Consider the following 21,690-nt stretch of genomic DNA (forward strand, 5'->3'; position numbering starts at 1 on the left):
AGATGGGGGACGTTATTGATATATATGGATTATCACCTTTGCAAAAAGGAATACTGTTTCATACTTTATACGATCAAGATGATGATCATTCTTTTTCCTACATTGTACAAGTAGGCTTCTTGCTCGGTGGCCGATTGGATGTTGATACTTTTGAAAAGGCTTGGGAATATGTTATTCATCAACATGAAGTTCTACGTTCAGTATTTGTGTGGGAGGAAGTAGAAAAACCTCTGCAAGCAGTTTACCAACGTCTTCCTTTTACTATTCATCAAGAAGATTGGAGCGCCCAGCCACATGAGGAGAGGGAGCAGAAATTACACCAGTTTTTGACTGCAGATCGTAGAAAAGGATTTTTATTGGACGAAGCACCGTTGATGAGAATCACTGCGATTAAAGAAGCAGAAGAGAAAATGAGAATCATTTGGACACATCATCATATTTTGTTGGATGGATGGAGTGTTTCCCTAGTCTTTAGTGAGGTAATGGAAGTTTATCTCAAGATGATAAAGGGAGAATTGTTTAATCTTCCTAAACCTCTTCCTTACAAAAAATATATCCAGTGGATAAATAAGCAAGATCAAAGTAAAGCAGAGGAATTTTGGAAAGAAGAATTAAAGGGATTTTATGCACCTACACCATTAGAAATGGAAAGAAAGGATCAAGGAGAGGATAAGGGCTATGGAGAGTGTACTTATCAAATATCTGAGGAACTTACTAAGAATTTACAAGAGTGGGTACGAAATAGTCGATTAACATTGAATACATTAGTACAAGGCGCATGGGCTTACTTGATGAGTAGGTATAGCGGTGAAAGTGACATCGTGTTTGGCATAACTAGCTCTGGACGTCCTACTGATTTGATAGGAGCAGAGAATATGGTGGGTCTATTTATTAACACATTACCTACTAGAATTCGATTAACGGATGATACATCAGTAGTAGATTGGCTTCGTAAAATACAGATGAAAGAAATGGAACGAAGACAATATGAGTATAATTCGTTGGTTGATATTCAAGGGTGGAGTGAGGTTCCGCGGAATAGTTCCCTATTTCATACCTTGTATGTATTTGAAAATTATCCAATTCAAGGTGAGAGAAATGATGATTTTAGATTACTAGAGGTTCAAAGCGTAGAACAAACAAATTATCCTTTAACACTCATTGTAATGCCTGGTAAGGAAATTACTTTAAAGTTGATGTATGACCGAAGCTATTTCAATGAAGAAACAATAAATCGTATTCAGGGTCACTTATTGCAAACATTAATTCAGATGACGAAGAGCCTAGATTCAAAGCTCTCCGAAATTACTCATTTAACAATGGAAGAGCAGACACAGTTACTAGAGGAATGGAATAATACTAAAGTAAAATATTCAGCTGATGGCATGATTCATACGATATTTGAGGAGCAAGTTAAGAAAACGCCAGAAGCAATCGCGGCTATTTACGAAAATGAACAAATTACCTATAAAGAGTTGGATGAACGCGCTAATCAGCTAGCTCATTATTTACAAAAGCGTGGTGTAGGTCCAGAGTCTCTAGTCGGGGTATATATGGAACGCTCATTACAAATGATGATAGCGTTATTAGGGATTCTAAAATCAGGAGGAGCGTATGTTCCACTTGACCCTACTTATCCAGAGAGTCGGCTTCGTTATATATTAGAGGATGCTGGAATTGAAGTACTAGTGACGGGGGAGGATTATGAAAATTCATATATATCTGAACATATTGAAACGATTTATATGAATCAAGATTATACTGCAATTGAAGAAGAATCAACCCCGTGTATAAGTGGTGTAACAGGAAGAGGTTTAGCGTATGTTATGTATACTTCAGGATCTACAGGGAATCCAAAGGGAGTGATGATTGAGCATCATTCAGTGATTAATTATCTTGAATGGATGCAACATCAATATCCACTTTCTGAAAAGGATGTTATCTTGCAGAAAACACCATTTTCATTTGATGTATCTGTTTGGGAGTTATTTTGGGGTATTAGCGTAGGCGCTTGTGTATCTTTCTTACCTCCAGGTGGAGAGAAAGATCCTACCATTATAGCTGAAGTGATAGAAAAACATCAGGTTACTATTGTTCAATTTGTTCCTTCGATGTTATCTGTTTTCTTAGATCATTTCACTCATATTGAGTTAAAAATAAAATGTTCGTCCGTGCGTCATGTATTTTCTGGTGGGGAAGAGCTAAGTTCAGGATTGGTTAGACGGTTTCAACAGCAATGGAATCAGAGTGAGATGGTAAAATTAACCAACTTTTATGGGCCAACTGAAGCAACTATTTACGTAAATGCATTTGACATTCAACCTAATCAAGAATTTGTTTCTATTGGGCAGCCGATACAGAACACGCAATTATATGTATTAGACCAAAATCAACGCTTGCAATCAATAGGGATAGAGGGTGAGTTATATATTGGTGGTGCCGGTTTAGCTCGTGGATACTTAAATCGTCCGAATCTCACTACCGAAAAATTCGTTTCGCATCCATTTCGATTGGGAGAACGACTATATCGAACAGGAGATTCAGTAAGATATCTAACTGATGGAAATTTAGAATTTATAGGGAGAATGGACCATCAAGTGAAAATGCGTGGTTTTCGGATTGAACTTGGAGAAATTGAAGCGACTTTAGAAAAATGTTCGTTTATTAAAGAGGCTGTCGTATTAGTTAGAGAAGATCGCCCGGGTGATCAGCGATTGGTTGCATATGTAATAAGCGATGGAAATACCCGAAAGTGGAGAGAGTATTTACAAAACCAATTGCCGAATCACATGATTCCAGCGCACCTTGTAGAGTTAGAACAGTTCCCGCTTACTCCGAATGGGAAAATCGACCGAAAGGCCTTGCCAGCACCTGATGAGCAACTTATTGGAGAATTAAATGTTCTACCTCGGACGCCATCGGAAGAGCTTATTGCCTCAGTTTGGAGTCAAGTGTTAGGAACAGAAAATATCGGTATTCAGGATTCCTTCTTTGAACGGGGTGGGCACTCACTACTCGCTACTCAAATCGTCTCTCGATTACAAGAGTTGTTCCAGGTTAAAATCCCGCTACGTGAACTTTTCAAGCACGATACAGTGGAAGCATTAGCGAAACGAGTAGATCAGTTGCGCAAAGAAGATAAAAAACGAGAAGTTCCATCCCTTGTACCTATGAAGCGGGAAGGATCTATTCCACTTTCCTATGCACAGAAACGCCTATGGTTTATTGATCAATTAATGCCAAATAGTGCGATGTACAATATTCATGCAGCGTGTCGCTTAACAGGAAAGTGGTCAATTGAAGCATTGGAGGCCGGATGGAATCAGTTGTTGGAACGTCATGAATCATTACGAACGATAATTCTAGAACAAGAGGGTGAACCTTTTCAACAGGTTCAATCTCATGTATTCAGACATATCCCTCAAACAGATCTAACAGACCTTTCTTTGGAAGATAGGAAAAGGGAAATGAAACGGCTTATTCAAAACGAAGCGGAGGAAACATTTCATTTTGGGCAAGGTCCTCTGATTCGAACACGAATATTGAAAGTGGACAGGGAAGAATGGGTTCTCCTTTGTACGATGCATCATATTATTTCAGATGGGTGGTCAATGGGAATCTTACTTGAAGAATGGATGGCTTTTTATGAAGGAGCACTAAGCGGAAAACCGGCGGAATTAAAGGAGTTATCCATTCAATATGCAGACTTTGTCATGTGGCAGAAGGAATGGCAAAAAGAAGAGAATTTGGATCAGCACCTCCAATATTGGAAGGAAGAATTGTCTGGGGAGCTACCGGTTTTACAATTACCGATGGATCGTCCTCGACCTGCGGTTCAAACCCACCGTGGTGCGAGTCAGTCCTTAATGGTGGCGAATTCCCTACAGGAAAAACTCAAAGGTTTAAGTCTGCAAGAAGGATCCACTTTATTTATGACATTGATGGCAGCGTATCAAAGCTTCCTTTCTCGTTATTCAGGACAAGACGACATCTTGGTTGGGAGCCCAATTGCAAATCGAAATGTTAAAGAGATTGAAGGATTAATAGGTTTCTTTGCAAATACGTTGGTTTATCGAGCTGATTTCAGTGGAAATCCGACGTTCCAAGAACTTTTGTCGCAGATACGAAAAAAAGCACTAAAAGCATACGAGTATCAGGACATTCCATTTGAGAAAGTGGTAGAATCCGTAAAACCGGAACGGAATACAAGTCATTCACCGATATTTCAAACCATGTTTACTTTACAGAATACGAAACAAGAGTTTCCTCAGCTATCTGAAAGACACATGGAACTCATGGAAAGTCATACTTCTGTGGCGAAATTTGATTTGAGTTTATTTGCTTCTGAGACGGAAGAAGGCTTATCGCTAACCTTTGAATATAATACTGATTTGTTTAATGATACAACCATTGAACGTATGGCAAGTCATTTTGAACATTGGTTATATCAAATTGTATCTCATCCAAAAGATTTATTATCGGAAATGAATATGTTATCGAAAGTGGAATATAAGCAACTACTAGAGGAATGGAATGAAACAGGTGTTGTAGATATACGAGAAAGCACAATTCATACATTATTTGAAGAACAAGTGGAAAAAACACCAGAAGCAATTGCAGTAGTGTGCGAAGATGAAGAACTAACATATCGGGAGTTGGACGAACGCTCGAATCAACTGGCACATTATCTACAGAAGCATGGTGTAGGATGCGAATCAATGGTTGGGATTTGCGTTACACGTTCATCCGAGATGATTGTCGGCCTCTTAGGAATCATGAAGGCAGGAGGAGCATATGTCCCAATTGATCCAGCGTATCCGGAAAGTCGACTGCAATATATTTTAGAGGATGCTCATATAAAGGTACTGGTGACACAGGAAAAGTTACAGCAAAAAATGGTTTTACCTAAATCCGTTGACGTGATTTCTATTGATTGTGATCGAGCAGAAATAGAACAAGAAGTAACTACGGTGTGTACGAGTGAAGTGACGAGCAATAACTTAGCCTATATCATCTATACTTCAGGTTCCACAGGAAATCCAAAGGGAGTAATGATTGAGCACAGGAATACAGTAACAATGATTCATTGGGCGCATCACACATATTCCCGAAAGGATTTAGCAGGAGTGTTGGCTTCAACTTCGCTATCCTTTGATTTATCCGTTTTTGAATTGTTTGTTCCCTTGACGATGGGTGGTAAGGTGATTGTCGCTGAAAATGCTCTACATCTAGACAAGTTGTCTACCAAGGGTGTGACTTTGGTCAATACTGTGCCATCGGCAGCGAAGGAACTGGTTCGAGCAAAAACCATCCCTTCTTCGGTAAAGGTGATGAATTTGGCTGGAGAACCATTGTCATATTCACTTGTTCAAGACTTATACGAGAGAAGTACGATTGAGAAGGTGTACAACCTATATGGACCGTCCGAAGATACTACGTATTCCACATATATGGAATTAGAAAAGGGTGCCATGTATAGGGTACCACCAATTGGTAAACCAGTCTTCAATACAGAAGTATATGTACTGAGCGCGGAACAAAAAATGGTTCCAATTGGTGTAGTTGGTGAGCTTTACATTAGTGGATCAGGATTAGCACGTGGATACTTAAATCGCCCTGACTTAACAAAAGAGCGTTTTATACCGCATCCGTTTAAAGAAGGAGAGCGAGTATACCGGACTGGAGATCTAGTAAGATATCTGCCGGATGGGAATTTGGAGTATCTTGGCCGAATCGATCATCAGGTAAAAATTCGTGGGTTCCGAATTGAACTAGGAGAAATTGAAGCGACATTACAAAAGCATACATTAGTTAACGAAGTCATTGTGATGGTGCGGGAAGATTATCCTGGTAATCCACGTTTGGTTGCCTATGTTGTGGGAGATGGGGATGCTCATAAGTGGCATGATTATCTCAAGGTCCAGTTGCCAAATTACATGGTTCCAGCCTATTTTGTCGGATTGAACGCATTTCCACTCACCCCAAATGGGAAAATTGATAGGAAGGCCTTACCATCACCAGAGAGACAGGAGAGAGCGAGTGGTTATATTTCTCCTCGTACACCTACGGAAAAAACAATCGTTTCAATATGGCATCAAGTTTTAGGTGTAGAAAATATTGGAATCCAAGATTCGTTTTTTGAAATAGGTGGCCATTCATTACTTGCTACACAAGCTGTCTCCGATCTTAAAGAGGCTTTTGGAATTGAGTTACCATTGCATGATTTATTTACGTTTCATACGGTGCAGGAATTGGCAGAACGAATTAATCAATTGCTCTATAGCGAAAATAAAGAAATGCAGAATGATAGTAAGGAGAATGTAAGTCTTCAAGACTATATTCAAAAAGAAGCAGAAGTGAGTAATGATGAAGAATTACTTGAACTTCTTAAGCAATTGGAAGAGTTATCAGAGGAAGAAGCACAAGGGATATTCGAGAGTAATTTGGTTGAGGAAGGGGTAAAAAAATGAGAAGTGATTTACTTGCAAAACTGAGTTCACTTTCTCCTGAGAAGAGAGCTTGGCTTCAGGAGAAAATGCAAAAAAAGGAGAATAAAGAAGCACTTCCGTTGTCTTATGCACAACAACGTTTGTGGTTTATGGATAGATTTAACCCAAACAGTTCATTATATAATATTCCAACAGTATGGCGTCTAAAAGGAAATTGGATTCCTAAAGCATTAGAAAAGGGATTCAATCGACTCATTGAACGTCATGAATCATTACGTACCGTTTTTAAGGAAGTAGGAGAGCAACCTGTACAACATATTGTCGAATTCCTTCCTAGAACATTACCTGTAAGGGATTACTCTCAACTTCCTCTAGAAGCAAAAGGAAAAGAGGTAGATAGTTTAATTGCGAGAGAAGCGCAAGAAGCATTTGATTTAATGAATGGCCCTTTAATTCGTTATCAGCTTGTTCAATTAGGAAAGGATGAATGGTTATTACTGTGTACGATGCATCATATTATATCTGATGCTTGGTCCATCGGTATATTCATGAATGAATTAATTGCTTTCTATGAAGAGGAAACTGGCGGGAATCCTGCTAAATTAAGTTCACTATCCATTCAATATGCAGACTTTGCGAAGTGGCAAAAGGATTGGTTGCAAGGTGATGTGCTAAATCGTCAACTTACGTATTGGCAGGAAGAATTGTCTGGGGATCTTCCTATATTACAACTGCCAGTGGATCGACCTCGACCGGTTACGCAAACTTATGCTGGGGATACGCATCACGTGATTTTTCCTTATAAATTACTCAGTCAATTGAAGGATATAAGTCGACAAGAAGGATCTACCTTATTTATGACTTTAATGGCTGCATACCAGAGCTTTCTTGCTCGTTATACAGGACAAAAAGATATTCTCGTTGGAAGTCCGATTGCAAATCGGAACCATAAGGGAGTAGAAGGATTAATTGGTTTCTTTGTTAATACGCTGGTTTACCGATCAGATTTGAGTGGAACCCCTACTTTTCGGGAGATTTTGCTTCAAACAAAGAAAAAGGCGTTAAAAGCTTACGAATACCAAGATATACCGTTTGAAAAAGTGGTAGAAGCTGTGCAACCTGAACGAAGTATGAGTCATTCTCCTATCTTTCAGACCATGTTTACACTACATAATATAAAACAAGAACGACTAGAACTGCCTGGTAGAAGTATCGAAATGGTAGAAAGTAATATGTCTATTGCAAAATTTGATTTGAGTTTAACTGCCTACGAAGTGGAAGAAGGTCTATTTGTCTCATTTGAATACAACACGGATTTATTTGATAGTATTACCATTTCACGTATGGCAGGCCATTTTGAGAACTGGCTAAATGAAATCGCGTATCATCCAGATGAATCATATACAAAGCTGTCGATGTTATCGGACACTGAGCAGAAACAACTCCTAGAAGAATGGAATGATACGGACGTTGTTTATGGACATGATTGTATGATTCATGAGCTATTTGAGCAGCAAGTCGCACGTACACCTGATGCAGTGGCGGTAGTTTATGAAGGCGGAAAACTAACGTATCAAGAACTCAATGAAAAATCGAACCAATTGGCACATTATCTACAAAAACGAGGTATAGGACCTGAATCATTGGTCGGTATATGTGTTGAACGTTCTCCTGATATGATTATTGGTCTCTTTGGGATTTTGAAAGCAGGTGGGGCTTATGTCCCACTGGACCCAAGTTATCCCGAAAACCGTCTGAGATACATTTTAGAGAATTCACAAATTCAAGTGCTGTTAACAAAAGAGGCACTACAGGACTGGTTACCTAAAGATATTGAAGCAATTTGTTTAGACCGGGATCAAGCAATGATTTCTAAAGAGAGTAATTTGGCTCCAGTGAGTGGAGTAACAGCAAATAACTTAGCGTATATCATATACACTTCGGGTTCGACGGGAAATCCGAAGGGAGTAATGATTGAACATCATTCGGTTATCAACCGCCTACAGTGGATGCAGAAAAAATATCCATTATCTGAGGAGGATACAATCCTACAAAAGACACCGTTTTCGTTTGATGTTTCTGTCTGGGAATTATTTTGGTGGTCATTTGTAGGAGCACGTGTTTGTTTACTTCTACCCGGAGGTGAGAAAGATCCTGGGGTGATTGAGGAGTATATCGAACGATATCGTGTGACCACCATGCACTTTGTTCCGTCGATGTTATCTACTTTCTTAGATTACATGGAACAATATAACTCGAAAAGGAATGTTTCGTCTTTAAGTCAGGTTTTTACTAGTGGAGAAGCATTAAACACTGAACAAGTTCGCAGGTTTAAGGGGGTATTTTACGATGTTCAGCAAACAAAGTTAATTAACTTGTATGGCCCTACCGAAGCGACTGTGGATGTGACTTATTATGATTGTGATTTAGAAAAAGAACCAATGACTATTCCAATTGGGCGTCCAATTGATAATACAGAGTTGTATGTGTTGGATCAACATCAACAGGTGGTACCGATTGGTGTGGCGGGGGAACTTTACCTTGGTGGAGTAGGCTTGGCACGTGGCTACTTCAATCGACCAGAGTTAACTACTGAACGTTTTATTCCGCATCCTTTTAAGGAAGGGGAACGATTATATCGAACGGGTGACCTGGTGAGATATATGAGTGATCGTAACTTGGAGTATATTGGAAGAATAGATAACCAAGTAAAAATCAGAGGATTCCGAATTGAACTGGGAGAGATCGAAGCATCTTTACATGATTACCCATCTGTAAAAGAGGCTGTCGTGTTGGTGAAGGAAGGTCGTCCAGGAGATAAGCAGTTAGTAGCTTATGTAGTGGGTGAAGGGGATACTGGAGAGTGGCGTGAATATCTCAAGAAGCAACTGCCGCATTATATGGTTCCGGCATACTTTTTCCAAGTTGAAGCGATGCCACTCACTCCAAATGGTAAGGTTAATCGGAAAGCCTTACTGGAATTGGAAGCACAGTTCATAAGTGAAGATATTAGTTCATCACGAACACCAGTAGAGGAGCTCATCGTTTCCGTATGGAGTCAAGTGTTAGGTATAAGAAATATTAGTGTCCAAGATTCTTTTTTTGAAATCGGTGGTCACTCGCTGCTAGCTACCCAAGTAGTTTCACGCTTACAAGAAATCTTTCAAATCGAATTACCGGTACGTGAACTATTTGAGTATGCAACAGTGGAGTCACTGGCAAAGCGATTAGAGCAATTACGTAAAGGAGATAGAAAACGAGAGATTCCTCCACTAATGCCGATGAAACGAGGGGAAACTATCCCGCTATCTTACGCCCAACAGCGCTTATGGTTTATTGATCAATTTACACCTAATAGTGCTCTTTACAATATGCCAATGGTATGCCGCCTTACAGGGAATTGGCTACCTGAGGCATTGGAAACGGGATGGAATCAGTTAATAGAGCGTCATGAATCATTGCGGACGGTCTTTCATGAAGTTAACGGCCAACCCGTGCAGCAAATTGAACCGTATGCTTTTCGATCAATTCAGAAAACGGATTTAACTATGTTTTCTCCAGAAGACCGAGAAGAAGAAGTTAAACGTTTAATTAAACACGAAACAGAAGTGCCATTTGATTTAACAGAGGGTCCACTAATCAGGACAAGTATTTTGCAAGTGGGAGAAGAAGAATGGATTCTCCTTTGTACTCTCCATCATATCATTTCAGATGGATGGTCAATGGGAGTCCTACTTGAAGAGTGGATGGCATTCTATGAGAAAGCCACAGATGGAAAGGTAGCAGAACTTGAACCATTACCGGTTCAATATGCCGACTTTGCTCAGTGGCAAAAAGGATGGTTGAAGGAGGAAGTGCTTGATCAACAACTCCAATATTGGAGGGAAGAATTGTCTGGGGAGCTTCCTGTACTCCAACTTCCTATGGATTGCCCGCGTCCCGCAATACAAACTCATCATGGGTCGACATATACTCTGGTTCTGCCAAGCACGCTACACGACAAATTGAACGAATTTAGTCGTCAAGAAGGGGCCACACTCTTCATGACCCTGTTAGCTGCATATCAAAGTTTTCTATCACGTTATACGGGACAAGAAGATATTCTGGTCGGAAGTCCAATTGCTAATCGAAATTACAGAGAAATTGAAGGACTAATTGGTTTCTTCGTCAATACGCTGGTTTATCGAGCTAATCTGAGTGGTAGACCGACATTTCAGGATGTTCTGTCTCAGGTTCGTCAAAAGGCATTGAAGGCCTATGAATATCAAGATATCCCTTTTGAAAAAATTGTAGAAGTTGTACAACCAGAGCGGAGTACAAGTCATTCGCCAATCTTCCAGACTATGTTCATTTTGCAAAATATGAAACAAGAGTTCCCGGTGTTATCTGGTAGAAGTATTGAAATGATAGAAAGCCATAGTCCAATCGCAAAGTTTGATTTAAGTGTAATGGCAGCTGAGACGGAAGAGGGATTACTTTTTACTTTTGAATACAATAAGGATTTATTCAATGCTACAACTATTGAACGGATGGCAGGGCACTTTGAGAAATGGCTACACGAAGTTTCACATCACCCGCAAAATCCGTTGCATAGTCTGAGCATGCTATCGGAACCTGAGCGTACTTTGTTATTAGAAACATGGAATGACACTGTAATGGAAATGTCCCCACAAGGTCTTATTTGCGACAGATTTGAGGAACAAGTAGCTAGGAGTCCTGAAGCGATTGCGGTGGTTGATCAAACAAAAGAGTGGACTTACGATGAACTGGATGCACAAGCAAATCAGTTGGCAAATGTTTTACAGCGAAAAGGAGTCGCTCCAGAATCAGTCGTGGGAGTTTATCTTCCGAGGTCGGCTGAGCTCATGGTAAGTTTACTAGGCATATTAAAGGCTGGTGGAGCTTATGTCGTTTTAGATCCGTTGTATCCAAAATCAAGGTTAGAATACATGATTGAAGATGCAGGAATTCAATTTGTAGTGACGGCAGAAGGACAAGAAGGCCTTTTCGAACAGGTCGAAATGGTGAGGTTAGAAGAATTAACAGTGGAAAGTGTAATCGCACCTACACGGCAGATAAATCCAGAGAACTTAGCTTATATCGTCTATACCTCTGGTTCTACAGGAAAGCCAAAGGGTGTCATGGTTGAATATCGCTCATTAATGAATATGGTCTCTTGGCATCAAGAAGTTTATCGTATTACAGCAGAGGATCGTGCGACTCAGATTGCGGGGATTGCTTTTGATTCGGCTGTTCAGGAGATTTGGCCGTATCTAACTGCTGGTGCAGCACTCTACTTGTCAACAGAGGAACTGAGAATTAATCCAGGAGCACTAAGAGACTGGCTCATTGATTCGCGAATAACAGCTAGTTTTGCACCTACGCCTATTCTGGAAAGACTCTTGAAATTATCTTGGCCAGAGAAGACGGATCTTCGTTTTATCATTACGGGCGGGGATCAATTAACGCAGTATCCATCTAACGATATTCCTTTTACGGTAATCAATCAGTATGGTCCATCGGAAAATACCGTTGTTACCACGGATTGTTATGTACCTGTAGGAGTGACAACAGGTACGCCATCTATTGGTCGACCGATTGCGAATACAGAAGTTTATGTGTTAGATTCTCATCTTCAGCTAGTACCAATTGGTGTGATTGGAGATCTTTATATTGGAGGAAAGAGTCTTGCTCGTGGATATGCTAATCGTCGGGATCTCACAAAGGAAAAATTTATTCCACATCCATTCAAGTCAGGAGAACGTCTCTATTACACCGGAGACAAAGCAAGTTATCTTTCTGATGGTGCTCTTCAGTTCCATGGTCGAATAGATGACCAAGTAAAAATTCGTGGTTTCCGGATTGAATTGGGAGAAATTGAAGCAATTTTGCAGGCGCATTCTTCTGTGAAAGAAGCTGTTGTATTGGTACGAGAGGATAATCCAGGTGACAAGCGATTAGTGGCTTATATAGTTGGTGAAGGAAACGTTCATGAATGGCGAGAGCATCTACAAACACATTTACCAAATTACATGGTTCCAACAAACTTTGTTGAGGTGGCATTTTTACCACTTACACCGAATGGGAAACTTGATTTGAAGGCATTGCCTATACCTGGTGAACCATCTACTGAAAATACTGTATACCCACGAACTCCGCTGGAAGAGCTTATCGCTTCAATATGGAGTCAAGTACTAGAGATAGGAAATATTGGTGTTCAGGATTCTTTCTTCGAACTTGGTGGTCATTCTCTACTTGCTACTCAAGTGGTTTCACGCTTACAAGAAGTCTTTCAAATAAAACTACCGGTGCGTGAACTGTTCGAGTATTCAACGGTGGAGGCACTGGCGAAGCGATTAGATCAGTTACGTAAGGGAGGCAAAAAACGAGAAATTCCGCCATTGATGCCGATGGAACGAGGAAATGCGATTCCACTTTCTTATGCTCAACAGCGCTTATGGTTTATCGATCAATTTACACCTAATAGTGCACTTTATAATATGCCGATGGTATGCCGTCTTACAGGAAATTGGTTACTAGAAGCATTGGAGTTGGGATGGAATCAGTTGATAGAGCGTCATGAATCATTGCGGACAGTATTTCATGAAGTGGACGGTCATCCTGTGCAGAAGATTCAACCGTATACTTTCCGTTCCCTTCCACAAATTGATTTAACTAAGATTTCTCCAGAAGAGAGAGAAAGAGAAGTGGAGCAATGGATTCAAACAGAAGTCGAATCCCCATTTGACTTAGAGCAAGGGCCATTGTTCCGTGGACAAATCGTGAAAATTTCAGAAGAAGAATGGGTTCTTCTGTGTAATATGCATCATATTATCTCGGATGGATGGTCGATGGAAATCTTGCTCCAAGAATGGATGGTATTTTATGAGGAGGCGATTGGCGAAAAACCAGCAGAGCTCGCACCATTACCAGTTCAATATGCCGATTTTGCTCAATGGCAAAGGGATTGGTTAAAAGAGGAAGTACTAAATCAACAGCTTGCATATTGGAAGGAAGAACTGTCTGGTGAGTTACCAGTCTTAATGTTGCCGATGGATCGTCCCCGTCCTCCGGTGCAAACCCACCATGGATTAACTCATAATGTGTTGTTGTCACGCTCATTACTGGATAAATTAAACGAACTTAGTCGTCAAGAAGGGGCAACGCTTTTCATGACCTTATTGGCATCTTATCAAAGTTTCCTTGCCCGTTATACAGGACAATCAGATATTCTTGTTGGAAGCCCAATTGCGAATCGAAATTATCGAGAGATTGAAGGATTGATTGGTTTCTTTGTCAATACGTTAGTCTATCGGGCTGATTTAAGTGGCGCACCGACATTCCAAGAGTTGTTGTCTCAGGTACGGACAAAAGCATTGAAGGCGTATGAATACCAAGATGTTCCGTTTGAAAAGATTGTAGAAGTCATACAACCCGAGCGAAGTACAAGTCATTCTCCGATCTTCCAAACCATGTTTACCTTACAAAACGCGAAACGAGAGCTTCCAGAACTTCATGGAAGAAGTTTAGAACCGATGGAAAGTCATGCTTCGATCGCCAAGTTTGATTTGAGTTTAAGCGCCGCAGAGGTGGAAGAGGGTTTATTCCTTTGTTTTGACTATAAGACTGATTTATTTGACATTGTAACGATCAGACGTATGGCTGAGCATTTTGAAAACTGGTTGAATGAAATCGTGGAACATCCTGATAAATCATTGATGAAGTTGAAGATGCTATCGGAATTGGAGAAGCAATTGCTGGAAGAGTGGAATAATAATGCTGTAGCGTATCCACGTGAGAGTGCGATCCATACACTTTTTGAAGATCAAGTGGGTCGTACACCTGACACGGTAGCGGTGGTGGATGAAAATCAGCAGTTGACGTATCGAGAGCTGAATGAGAAAGCAAACCAATTGGCCCACTATCTCCAGAAATGTGGGATTGGGAACGAGTCATTGGTTGGTCTCTGCTTCCAGCGTTCAGTTGAGATGATTGTCGGTCTCATGGGGATCTTGAAAGCTGGGGCAGCCTATGTCCCATTGGATCCATCGTATCCAGAAAGTCGCCTACGATATATTCTGGAGGACACAGAGATTCAAGTATTGGTCACGAACGAAGCATTAAAAGGTTGGATACCTGAAGAAATCAAAGCAGTTTGTTTGGATCGGGATAAAGCGATGGTCTCGGGAGAAAGCACCCTTTCACCAATATGTGAAGTGACAGGAGAAAACTTGGCGTATGTAATCTATACTTCGGGATCAACAGGGAATCCGAAGGGAGTTATGGTAGAGCATCACAATGTGATTCGTTTATTTAAATCAACGGAATGTTGGTATCAGTTTGATGAAAAAGATACTTGGACGCTTTTCCATTCTTATGCGTTTGATTTCTCGGTATGGGAGATTTGGGGGGCATTACTCCATGGCGGAAGATTGATTGTTGTTCCTTACTGGATTAGTCGATCGCCCAAGGATTTCTATCAACTGTTAGTAAAGGAGAAGGTTACGGTTCTTAATCAGACACCATCCGCATTTCGACAATTGATACAAGTGTGTGAACAAGAAGATGAGATGAAAGACTTGTATCTGCGCTATGTCATATTTGGTGGGGAAGCACTCGATCCTACCAGCTTGTTACCATGGTTTCAAAGGTATGGAGAGCAGGACCCACAGTTAATTAATATGTATGGAATTACAGAAACTACCGTTCATGTTACTTATTATCCAATTACTCAAGATGATGTGCAGTATGCTTCAAGAAGTAATATCGGAAAACGGATTCCAGATTTAGAAGCGTATGTACTAGACGCTTGTCAACAACCTGTGCCTATTGGTGTAGCTGGCGAACTATATATTGGTGGAGCAGGACTCGCACGTGGGTATTTAAACAGACCCGAATTGACTGCAGAACGTTTCATTCCTCATCCATTCAGTAGTGACCCAGGATCGCGATTATATCGGACAGGAGACTTAGCGAGATACTTACCGGATGGAAATCTGGATTATCTTGGGCGGATTGATCACCAGGTGAAAATCCGTGGTTTCCGAATTGAGCTCGGAGAAATTGAATCTGCTTTAAACGCATATGCATCCATAAAAGAGGCTGTCGTAATTGTTCGAGAAGATCAGCCGGGTGATAAACGGTTGGTGGCATATGTCGTGGGTGATGGGAATGTAGGTGAGTGGAGAGATTATCTCAAGGCGGAACTACCAAGCCATATGGTTCCTTCAGGATTTGTGATGATGGAAGCCATTCCACTAACTGCTAATGGTAAAGTTGATCGTGAGGCCTTACCTGTACCAGAGGAGAGAAAAATCGAAAGTGAATGTGTTGCCACGCGGAATGGTAACGAAGAAACACTGGCTACCATTTGGAAGCAAGTATTAGGGATTAAAAAGGTGGGAATCCATGATAACTTCTTTGAAATTGGTGGAGACTCGATTCTCAGCATTCAGATTGTCTCTCGTGCGAAGCAAGCAGGTTTGCAATTGACACCAAAGCAAATGTTTGAACACCAAACGATTGCCGAGTTGGCGCAAGTAGTCAAAGAAGAACGGGGTGTACAAGCAGATCAGGGTGTTGTAACTGGAGAACTGATCCTTACACCAATCCAGCAATGGTTTTTAGCACAAGATCATCCTAACCCACACCATTGGAATCAATCCATGTTTTTTAGAACAAAAGAGCGATTGGATATAGTATTACTGGAGAAAGCTGTGCGTACCCTTCTAATCCATCATGATGCCTTGCGTTTAAGATATGAACGTTTACCGGATGGAGCTTGGAAACAGCGGAACGAAGGGATCGAAGAACAATCGACGCTGATCGTTATTTCATTAGACGAAGTGCCGCAAGCAGAATGGCATCAAGTGATTCAAACGGAGATTGACACTGCACAAGCAAGCTTGCACTTACACGCAGGACCGCTAATGAGAATGGTGTATTTTGATGAAGGTGAGAAAAGAGCCGGCCGATTATTCTGGGTGATTCATCACTTAGCAGTGGATGGTGTTTCGTGGCGGATTTTACTGGAGGATCTGCAAACGGCGTATAATCAAGCGAGCCAGGATCAGATGATCCAATTACCTACAAAGAGTACATCCTTTAAAGTGTGGTCGGAGAAATTGCATCATTACGCTGAAGCTGGGATTGTGCAAGAAGTGCGTGATTACTGGGAGCAGCAATCCGAACAAGAAGTGGCTATGCTACCAGTGGATACCACCTTCGAAGTTCCAGCAAATACAGGAACCGAGGAGATTACGGTGGTGCTGGATGAGAAAGAGACCCATGCTGTATTGCAAGAGATTTCAAGCACTCATCGTGTCCAAATCAATGAAGTACTATTGACAGCATTGGTACAGGCTATGGCAGCATGGACAGGTCATCCGGCGCTGACCGTGGATTTGGAGGGGCATGGTCGGGAAGAGATTATCGAAGACGTTGACCTATCGAGAACCGTGGGGTGGTTTACAAGTATTTATCCTGTTCACTTAAATATTACCGGTGCCGACACGCCAATTGCAGCATTAAAAGCAGTTAAAGAACAAGTACGTAAAATTCCTAATAAGGGTGTTGACTATGGGGTTTTGCGGTACCTGAACGCAGCAATGTGTGAGCAATGGGGGTCTCAACATACACCGTCTATTAGTTTTAACTATCTTGGACAATTTGACCAAATGTTTTCTGACGATGCAATGCTTATTCCGGAGAACGGATTTAAGCGCTTAGATCATGCTTCTGGTTCCAAGCGATCGCATTTAATCGATATAATTGGAATGGTAACGGATGGGAAACTTCAGTTCACTTGGGTATACAATGTGGGACAATTCGCGAAATCAACGATTCAAAGTATTGCAGAGAATATGCTCCATCAACTGAGTAGATTGATTCAATCTTCATCAGATGGAGAATCTGCACTGACCGTTTCGGATTTTGCGATGGCTAATCTTAACCAAGTAGGTTTGACAAAAGTACTAACCAAGATGAATCGTGGAAAGAACTATCCAATTACTGATTTATATCCATTATCGCCTTTGCAAGAAGGTATGATTTTCCATACATTGCATGACCAAGGGGATGAACATGTAGCGCCGTATATAGTGCAATTAAGTTTTATGATTAAAGGGAAAATGGATATTCCTACTTTCGAGCAGGCGTGGAAATCCGTAATTCAGCGGCATGAAATTTTCCGCTCAGCTTTCGTTTGGGATGAAGTTGAAGAGCCTTTACAAGTGGTGTATGAGAGTATTCCATTTAAAGTGAATGTAGAAGATTGGCGTACGCTGACTGCTGAAGAAAAAGAGGAGAAAAGAAAAGCCTTTTTGGCATTGGATCGAAAACAAGCCTTTCTTTTTGATGAAGCGCCATTGATGCGGGTGACTGTCATTCAAGAAGGTGAGGAAGAATATCGGATTGTTTGGACACATCACCATATTCTGTTGGATGGATGGAGCCTACCACTGGTCTTTAACGAATTGCTTACAGTGTACCAGAGGAGAATGAATGGAGAAGCCGTGCATTTACCTAAGTCATCGCCATACAAGAAATATATTCAATGGCTAAGAGAGCAGAATCAGGAGCAGGCGGAGCAATTCTGGAGAGAGAAACTTAAAGGTTTTACAGCTCCAACCCCGTTGGGCTTAGAAAGTAAAGAGAAAGAACAAGGTTACACAGAGAAGGTAACTTATTTATCAAAAGAGCAAACCCATGCGTTACAAAACTGGGCGAAGCGAAATAGGCTCACTTTGAATACGGTAATTCAAGGTGCGTGGGCGTATCTCATGAGCCGGTATAGTGGAGAAGATGACATTGTCTATGGTGTAACTAGCTCAGGACGCCCTACGGAGATTATTGATGTTGAAAACATTGTAGGTCCTTTTATTACCACATCACCGACGCGAATTCAGTTAATAGATGATATAAAAGTAATGGATTGGTTGCAGAAGATACAAGAGGAAGAGATAGAAAGAAGACAATATGAATATGCTTCTTTGACAGAGATTCAAGGATGGAGTGAAGTTCCTAGAGGAACCCCGCTGTTCCATAGCTTGTATGTGTTTGAAAACTACCCAGTGAAAGAGGATTCCTCAGGAAATCTAGAAATTGGTGAGTTGGAAGGAGTAGAGCAAACTCATTATCCATTAGGATTGACAGTTGTTCCAGAAAGCCAGTTGTTGTTAAAGTTGAAGTATGATCGTAGCAAGTTTAATGGTCTCACTATTGAACGGATGCTGGGGCATTTAAGCCAGGTGTTAAAGCAAATGATCGAGAACGTTGATCAAACTCTGTCGGAGCTGGTGTATGTTACGGAAATAGAACAGAAACAACTACTGGAAGAATGGAATGATAATGCAGCAGCGTATCCACGTGAGAGTGTAATCCACAAACTGTTTGAAGATCAAGTGGATCGTACACCTGATGCGGTGGCAGTGGTGGATGAAAATCAGCAGTTGACGTATCGAGAGCTGAATGAGAAAGCAAACCAATTGGCCCATTATCTTCAGAAATGTGGGATTGGGACGGAGTCATTGGTCGGGCTTTGTTTCCAACGTTCAGTTGAGATGATTGTCGGTCTCATGGGAATCTTGAAAGCTGGATCAGCCTATGTTCCGCTGGATCCATCGTATCCAGAAAGTCACCTACGATATATTCTGGAGGACACAGGAATTCAAATATTGGTTACGAACGAAGTATCACAAGGTTGGATACCTGAAGAAGTTGAAACAGTTTGTTTGAACCGAGATCAAGCAATGATTTCGCAAGAAAACACCCTTTCACCAATATGTAAAGTGACAGGAGAAAACTTGGCGTATGTTATCTACACTTCAGGTTCGACCGGGAATCCAAAAGGGGTTATGGTGCAGCACCATTCGGTATTAAATCTATCCTATGGTTTACAGAAAGAGGTTTTTTCACATCGGACACATGTTAACATGCGCGTTGGTCTAAATGCCTCAATCGCCTTTGATTCATCCGTTAAACAATTACAAATGCTTTTGTATGGTTCTAGTTTATATATTATTTCAAAAGAAGTTCGCAGTGATCCTCAACAGTTTGTATCTTATATTCGGGAGAATAAGTTGGAAATGTTCGATATAACACCTTCACTACTCCAATTACTCATAGATGAGGGGTTGTTAGAAACAAACGATAGTGTTCATGTTCCAAGCAAGGTACTGGTCGGTGGAGAAGCGATTATGCCATCACTGTGGGAACAACTAGTAGAAAATGACCATATCCATTTTTATAATGTATATGGTCCTACGGAATGTACGGTTGATGCGACATGCTATCGTATCAAAAAAGATAGTAAGAGAGTAACCATTGGGCGTCCGTTGCCAAACGTTCAAGCCTATGTATTGGATGAGAATTTGTTACCTGTTCCAGTTGGTGTAACGGGTGAACTTTATATCGGTGGAGCAGGCCTAGCGAGAGGATACTTGAATCGTCCAGAGTTAACGTCAGAACGTTTTATTCCTCATCCATTTAATGAAGGGGAACGGTTATACCGGACGGGAGATCTAGTCCGCTATTTAGCTGATGGCCATTTGGATTATTTGGGAAGAATCGATAATCAAGTGAAAATTCGAGGATTCCGGATTGAGCTTGGAGAGATTGAAGCGAATTTAGAAAGTCATCCATCGGTGAAAGAGGCGGTAGTCTTGATAAGAGAGGACCAACCAGGAGATCAGAGATTGGTTGCCTATGTGGTGGGTGAAGGAAGTATGCATGAATGGCGTGAGCATCTCAAGAGGCAAGTACCGAATTATATGATTCCTGCACACTTTATTGAGGTGGATGCGATTCCGCTTACAACAAATGGGAAGGTTGATCGAAAGGCACTGAACAGCTTAACGATTCAAAGAGAAAGTACCTTTTCTACACCAATCATCCCACGGGATGAAATCGAGTATCAGCTGATTACAATCTGGCAGGATTTGCTACAGTTAGAAGATATCCATGTAAACGATGATTTCTTCAATATAGGAGGTCACTCTCTCCTTGTAATCAAATTGATTTCAAAGGTCAGAGAGAAATTTGGAAAAGAGATTAAGGTGCCCGCACTAATTAAGAACCCGACAGTGGAAGGAATCGCTTGTCTCATCCGTGAGAATCATCGTATGGAAGAATCATTATCGGTTCTGGTTCCATTACAAGAATCAGAGAAAAGACCTTTCTTCTGTGTTCACCCGTTTATGGGTAATGTACTCTGTTACATTCAGCTAGCAAGGTTACTCAAGGATCACTGCTCATTTTATGGTCTACAGAATCCTCTCGTAGAGAAAGAAGGAATGAACGGGTTGATTTTATCGGAAGTAGTTCAACTCTACATCGAGGAAATGAAGCGGGCTCAGCCAGAGGGGCCGTATCGTCTGGGAGGATGGTCTCTGGGCGGTGCCATCGCCTATGAAATCGCAACTATGCTACGGAACCAGGGAGAAGAAGTTGAGGTGTTGGTACTATTGGATACCAAGGTGCCTTCAGAACGGGATTACAAGACAGAGGATGAAATGCTATCTTATATATTGGAGCATTTCATCAATATAGAGTTAGTGGAGCAGGAAGAAGAGCTTGTTCATCAACAGGACATGCTTGTTGAGCAATTAATTGTGGAAGGAGTGCTCCCGCCTGATGCAAATCTTACGAATTTGAAGCAAATTATCAATGCTCACAGGAAATGTCTGAATTTAATGGCAGAGCATGATTTAACACCATATTTTGGGGAAGTCATTTACTTTAGTGCTGAGGAAGGTAAAGAATTGTTTACGGATTGGAAGCCTTTATTAAAAGGAAGAGTGAATATGTATTCGGTCCCTGGATCACACGAAGAAATAGTAGCTTCCCCCGCAGTTGAAAAGTTAGCTAAGTATCTACTAAATGAATTAGAAAGAATAAAAGAGACGTCCCTTTCACTAATGGAAAAGTAGAGAGCACAAAATAGGCAACTTTATAAACGAACATTGTTATTAGTAAAGTTGTTATTTGTGAGTAGTAGTGTAAATGAAGAGAGCAGTCCAATAACTGCACATCAAGTGTAGGAGATTATGTATATATCAAGAGCATTACTTTTTAAGGGGCTAATGAAAAATTGCTTGATAGGGACATAGAAACATATATGAGTTGTTCATAGTATGCTGTAAATTCTCTGAAGTTTTTGTACCAGAAGCGAATGCTTTGATGATATTGCTGAGAAAAGGTGTATATTTTCATTGATATGTAAATATGCACCTTTTCTATTATA

Annotated in this window: 2 protein-coding genes; both read left to right on the plus strand. The window is 40.9% G+C overall.

Annotation, left to right across the window (positions count from 1 at the left end):
• The first annotated feature begins 2 nt into the window (after positions 1–2).
• Entirely contained in the window at positions 3–6,470 is a 6,468-nt protein-coding gene (locus MKX66_RS27910) for an amino acid adenylation domain-containing protein (protein WP_341087710.1), read from the plus strand.
• The gene (locus MKX66_RS27915; RefSeq protein ID WP_341087713.1) at positions 6,467–21,376 is read left to right on the plus strand and encodes a non-ribosomal peptide synthetase; all 14,910 of its coding nucleotides are present in this window, start codon (positions 6,467–6,469) and stop codon (positions 21,374–21,376) included. Before MKX66_RS27910 ends, MKX66_RS27915 begins: the two co-directional genes overlap by 4 nt.
• Positions 21,377–21,690 lie beyond the last annotated feature (314 nt).

Origin of the sequence: Bacillus sp. FSL R9-9530 (assembly GCF_038008145.1) — a bacterium.
Taxonomy (GTDB): Bacteria; Bacillota; Bacilli; order Bacillales; family Bacillaceae_G; genus Bacillus_A; species Bacillus_A mycoides.

Coding starts and splice junctions, on each gene's coding strand:
- MKX66_RS27910 (WP_341087710.1), top strand. CDS start 3: ATGGGGGACGTTATTGATATATATGGATTATCACCTTTGCAAAAAGGA.
- MKX66_RS27915 (WP_341087713.1), top strand. CDS start 6,467: ATGAGAAGTGATTTACTTGCAAAACTGAGTTCACTTTCTCCTGAGAAG.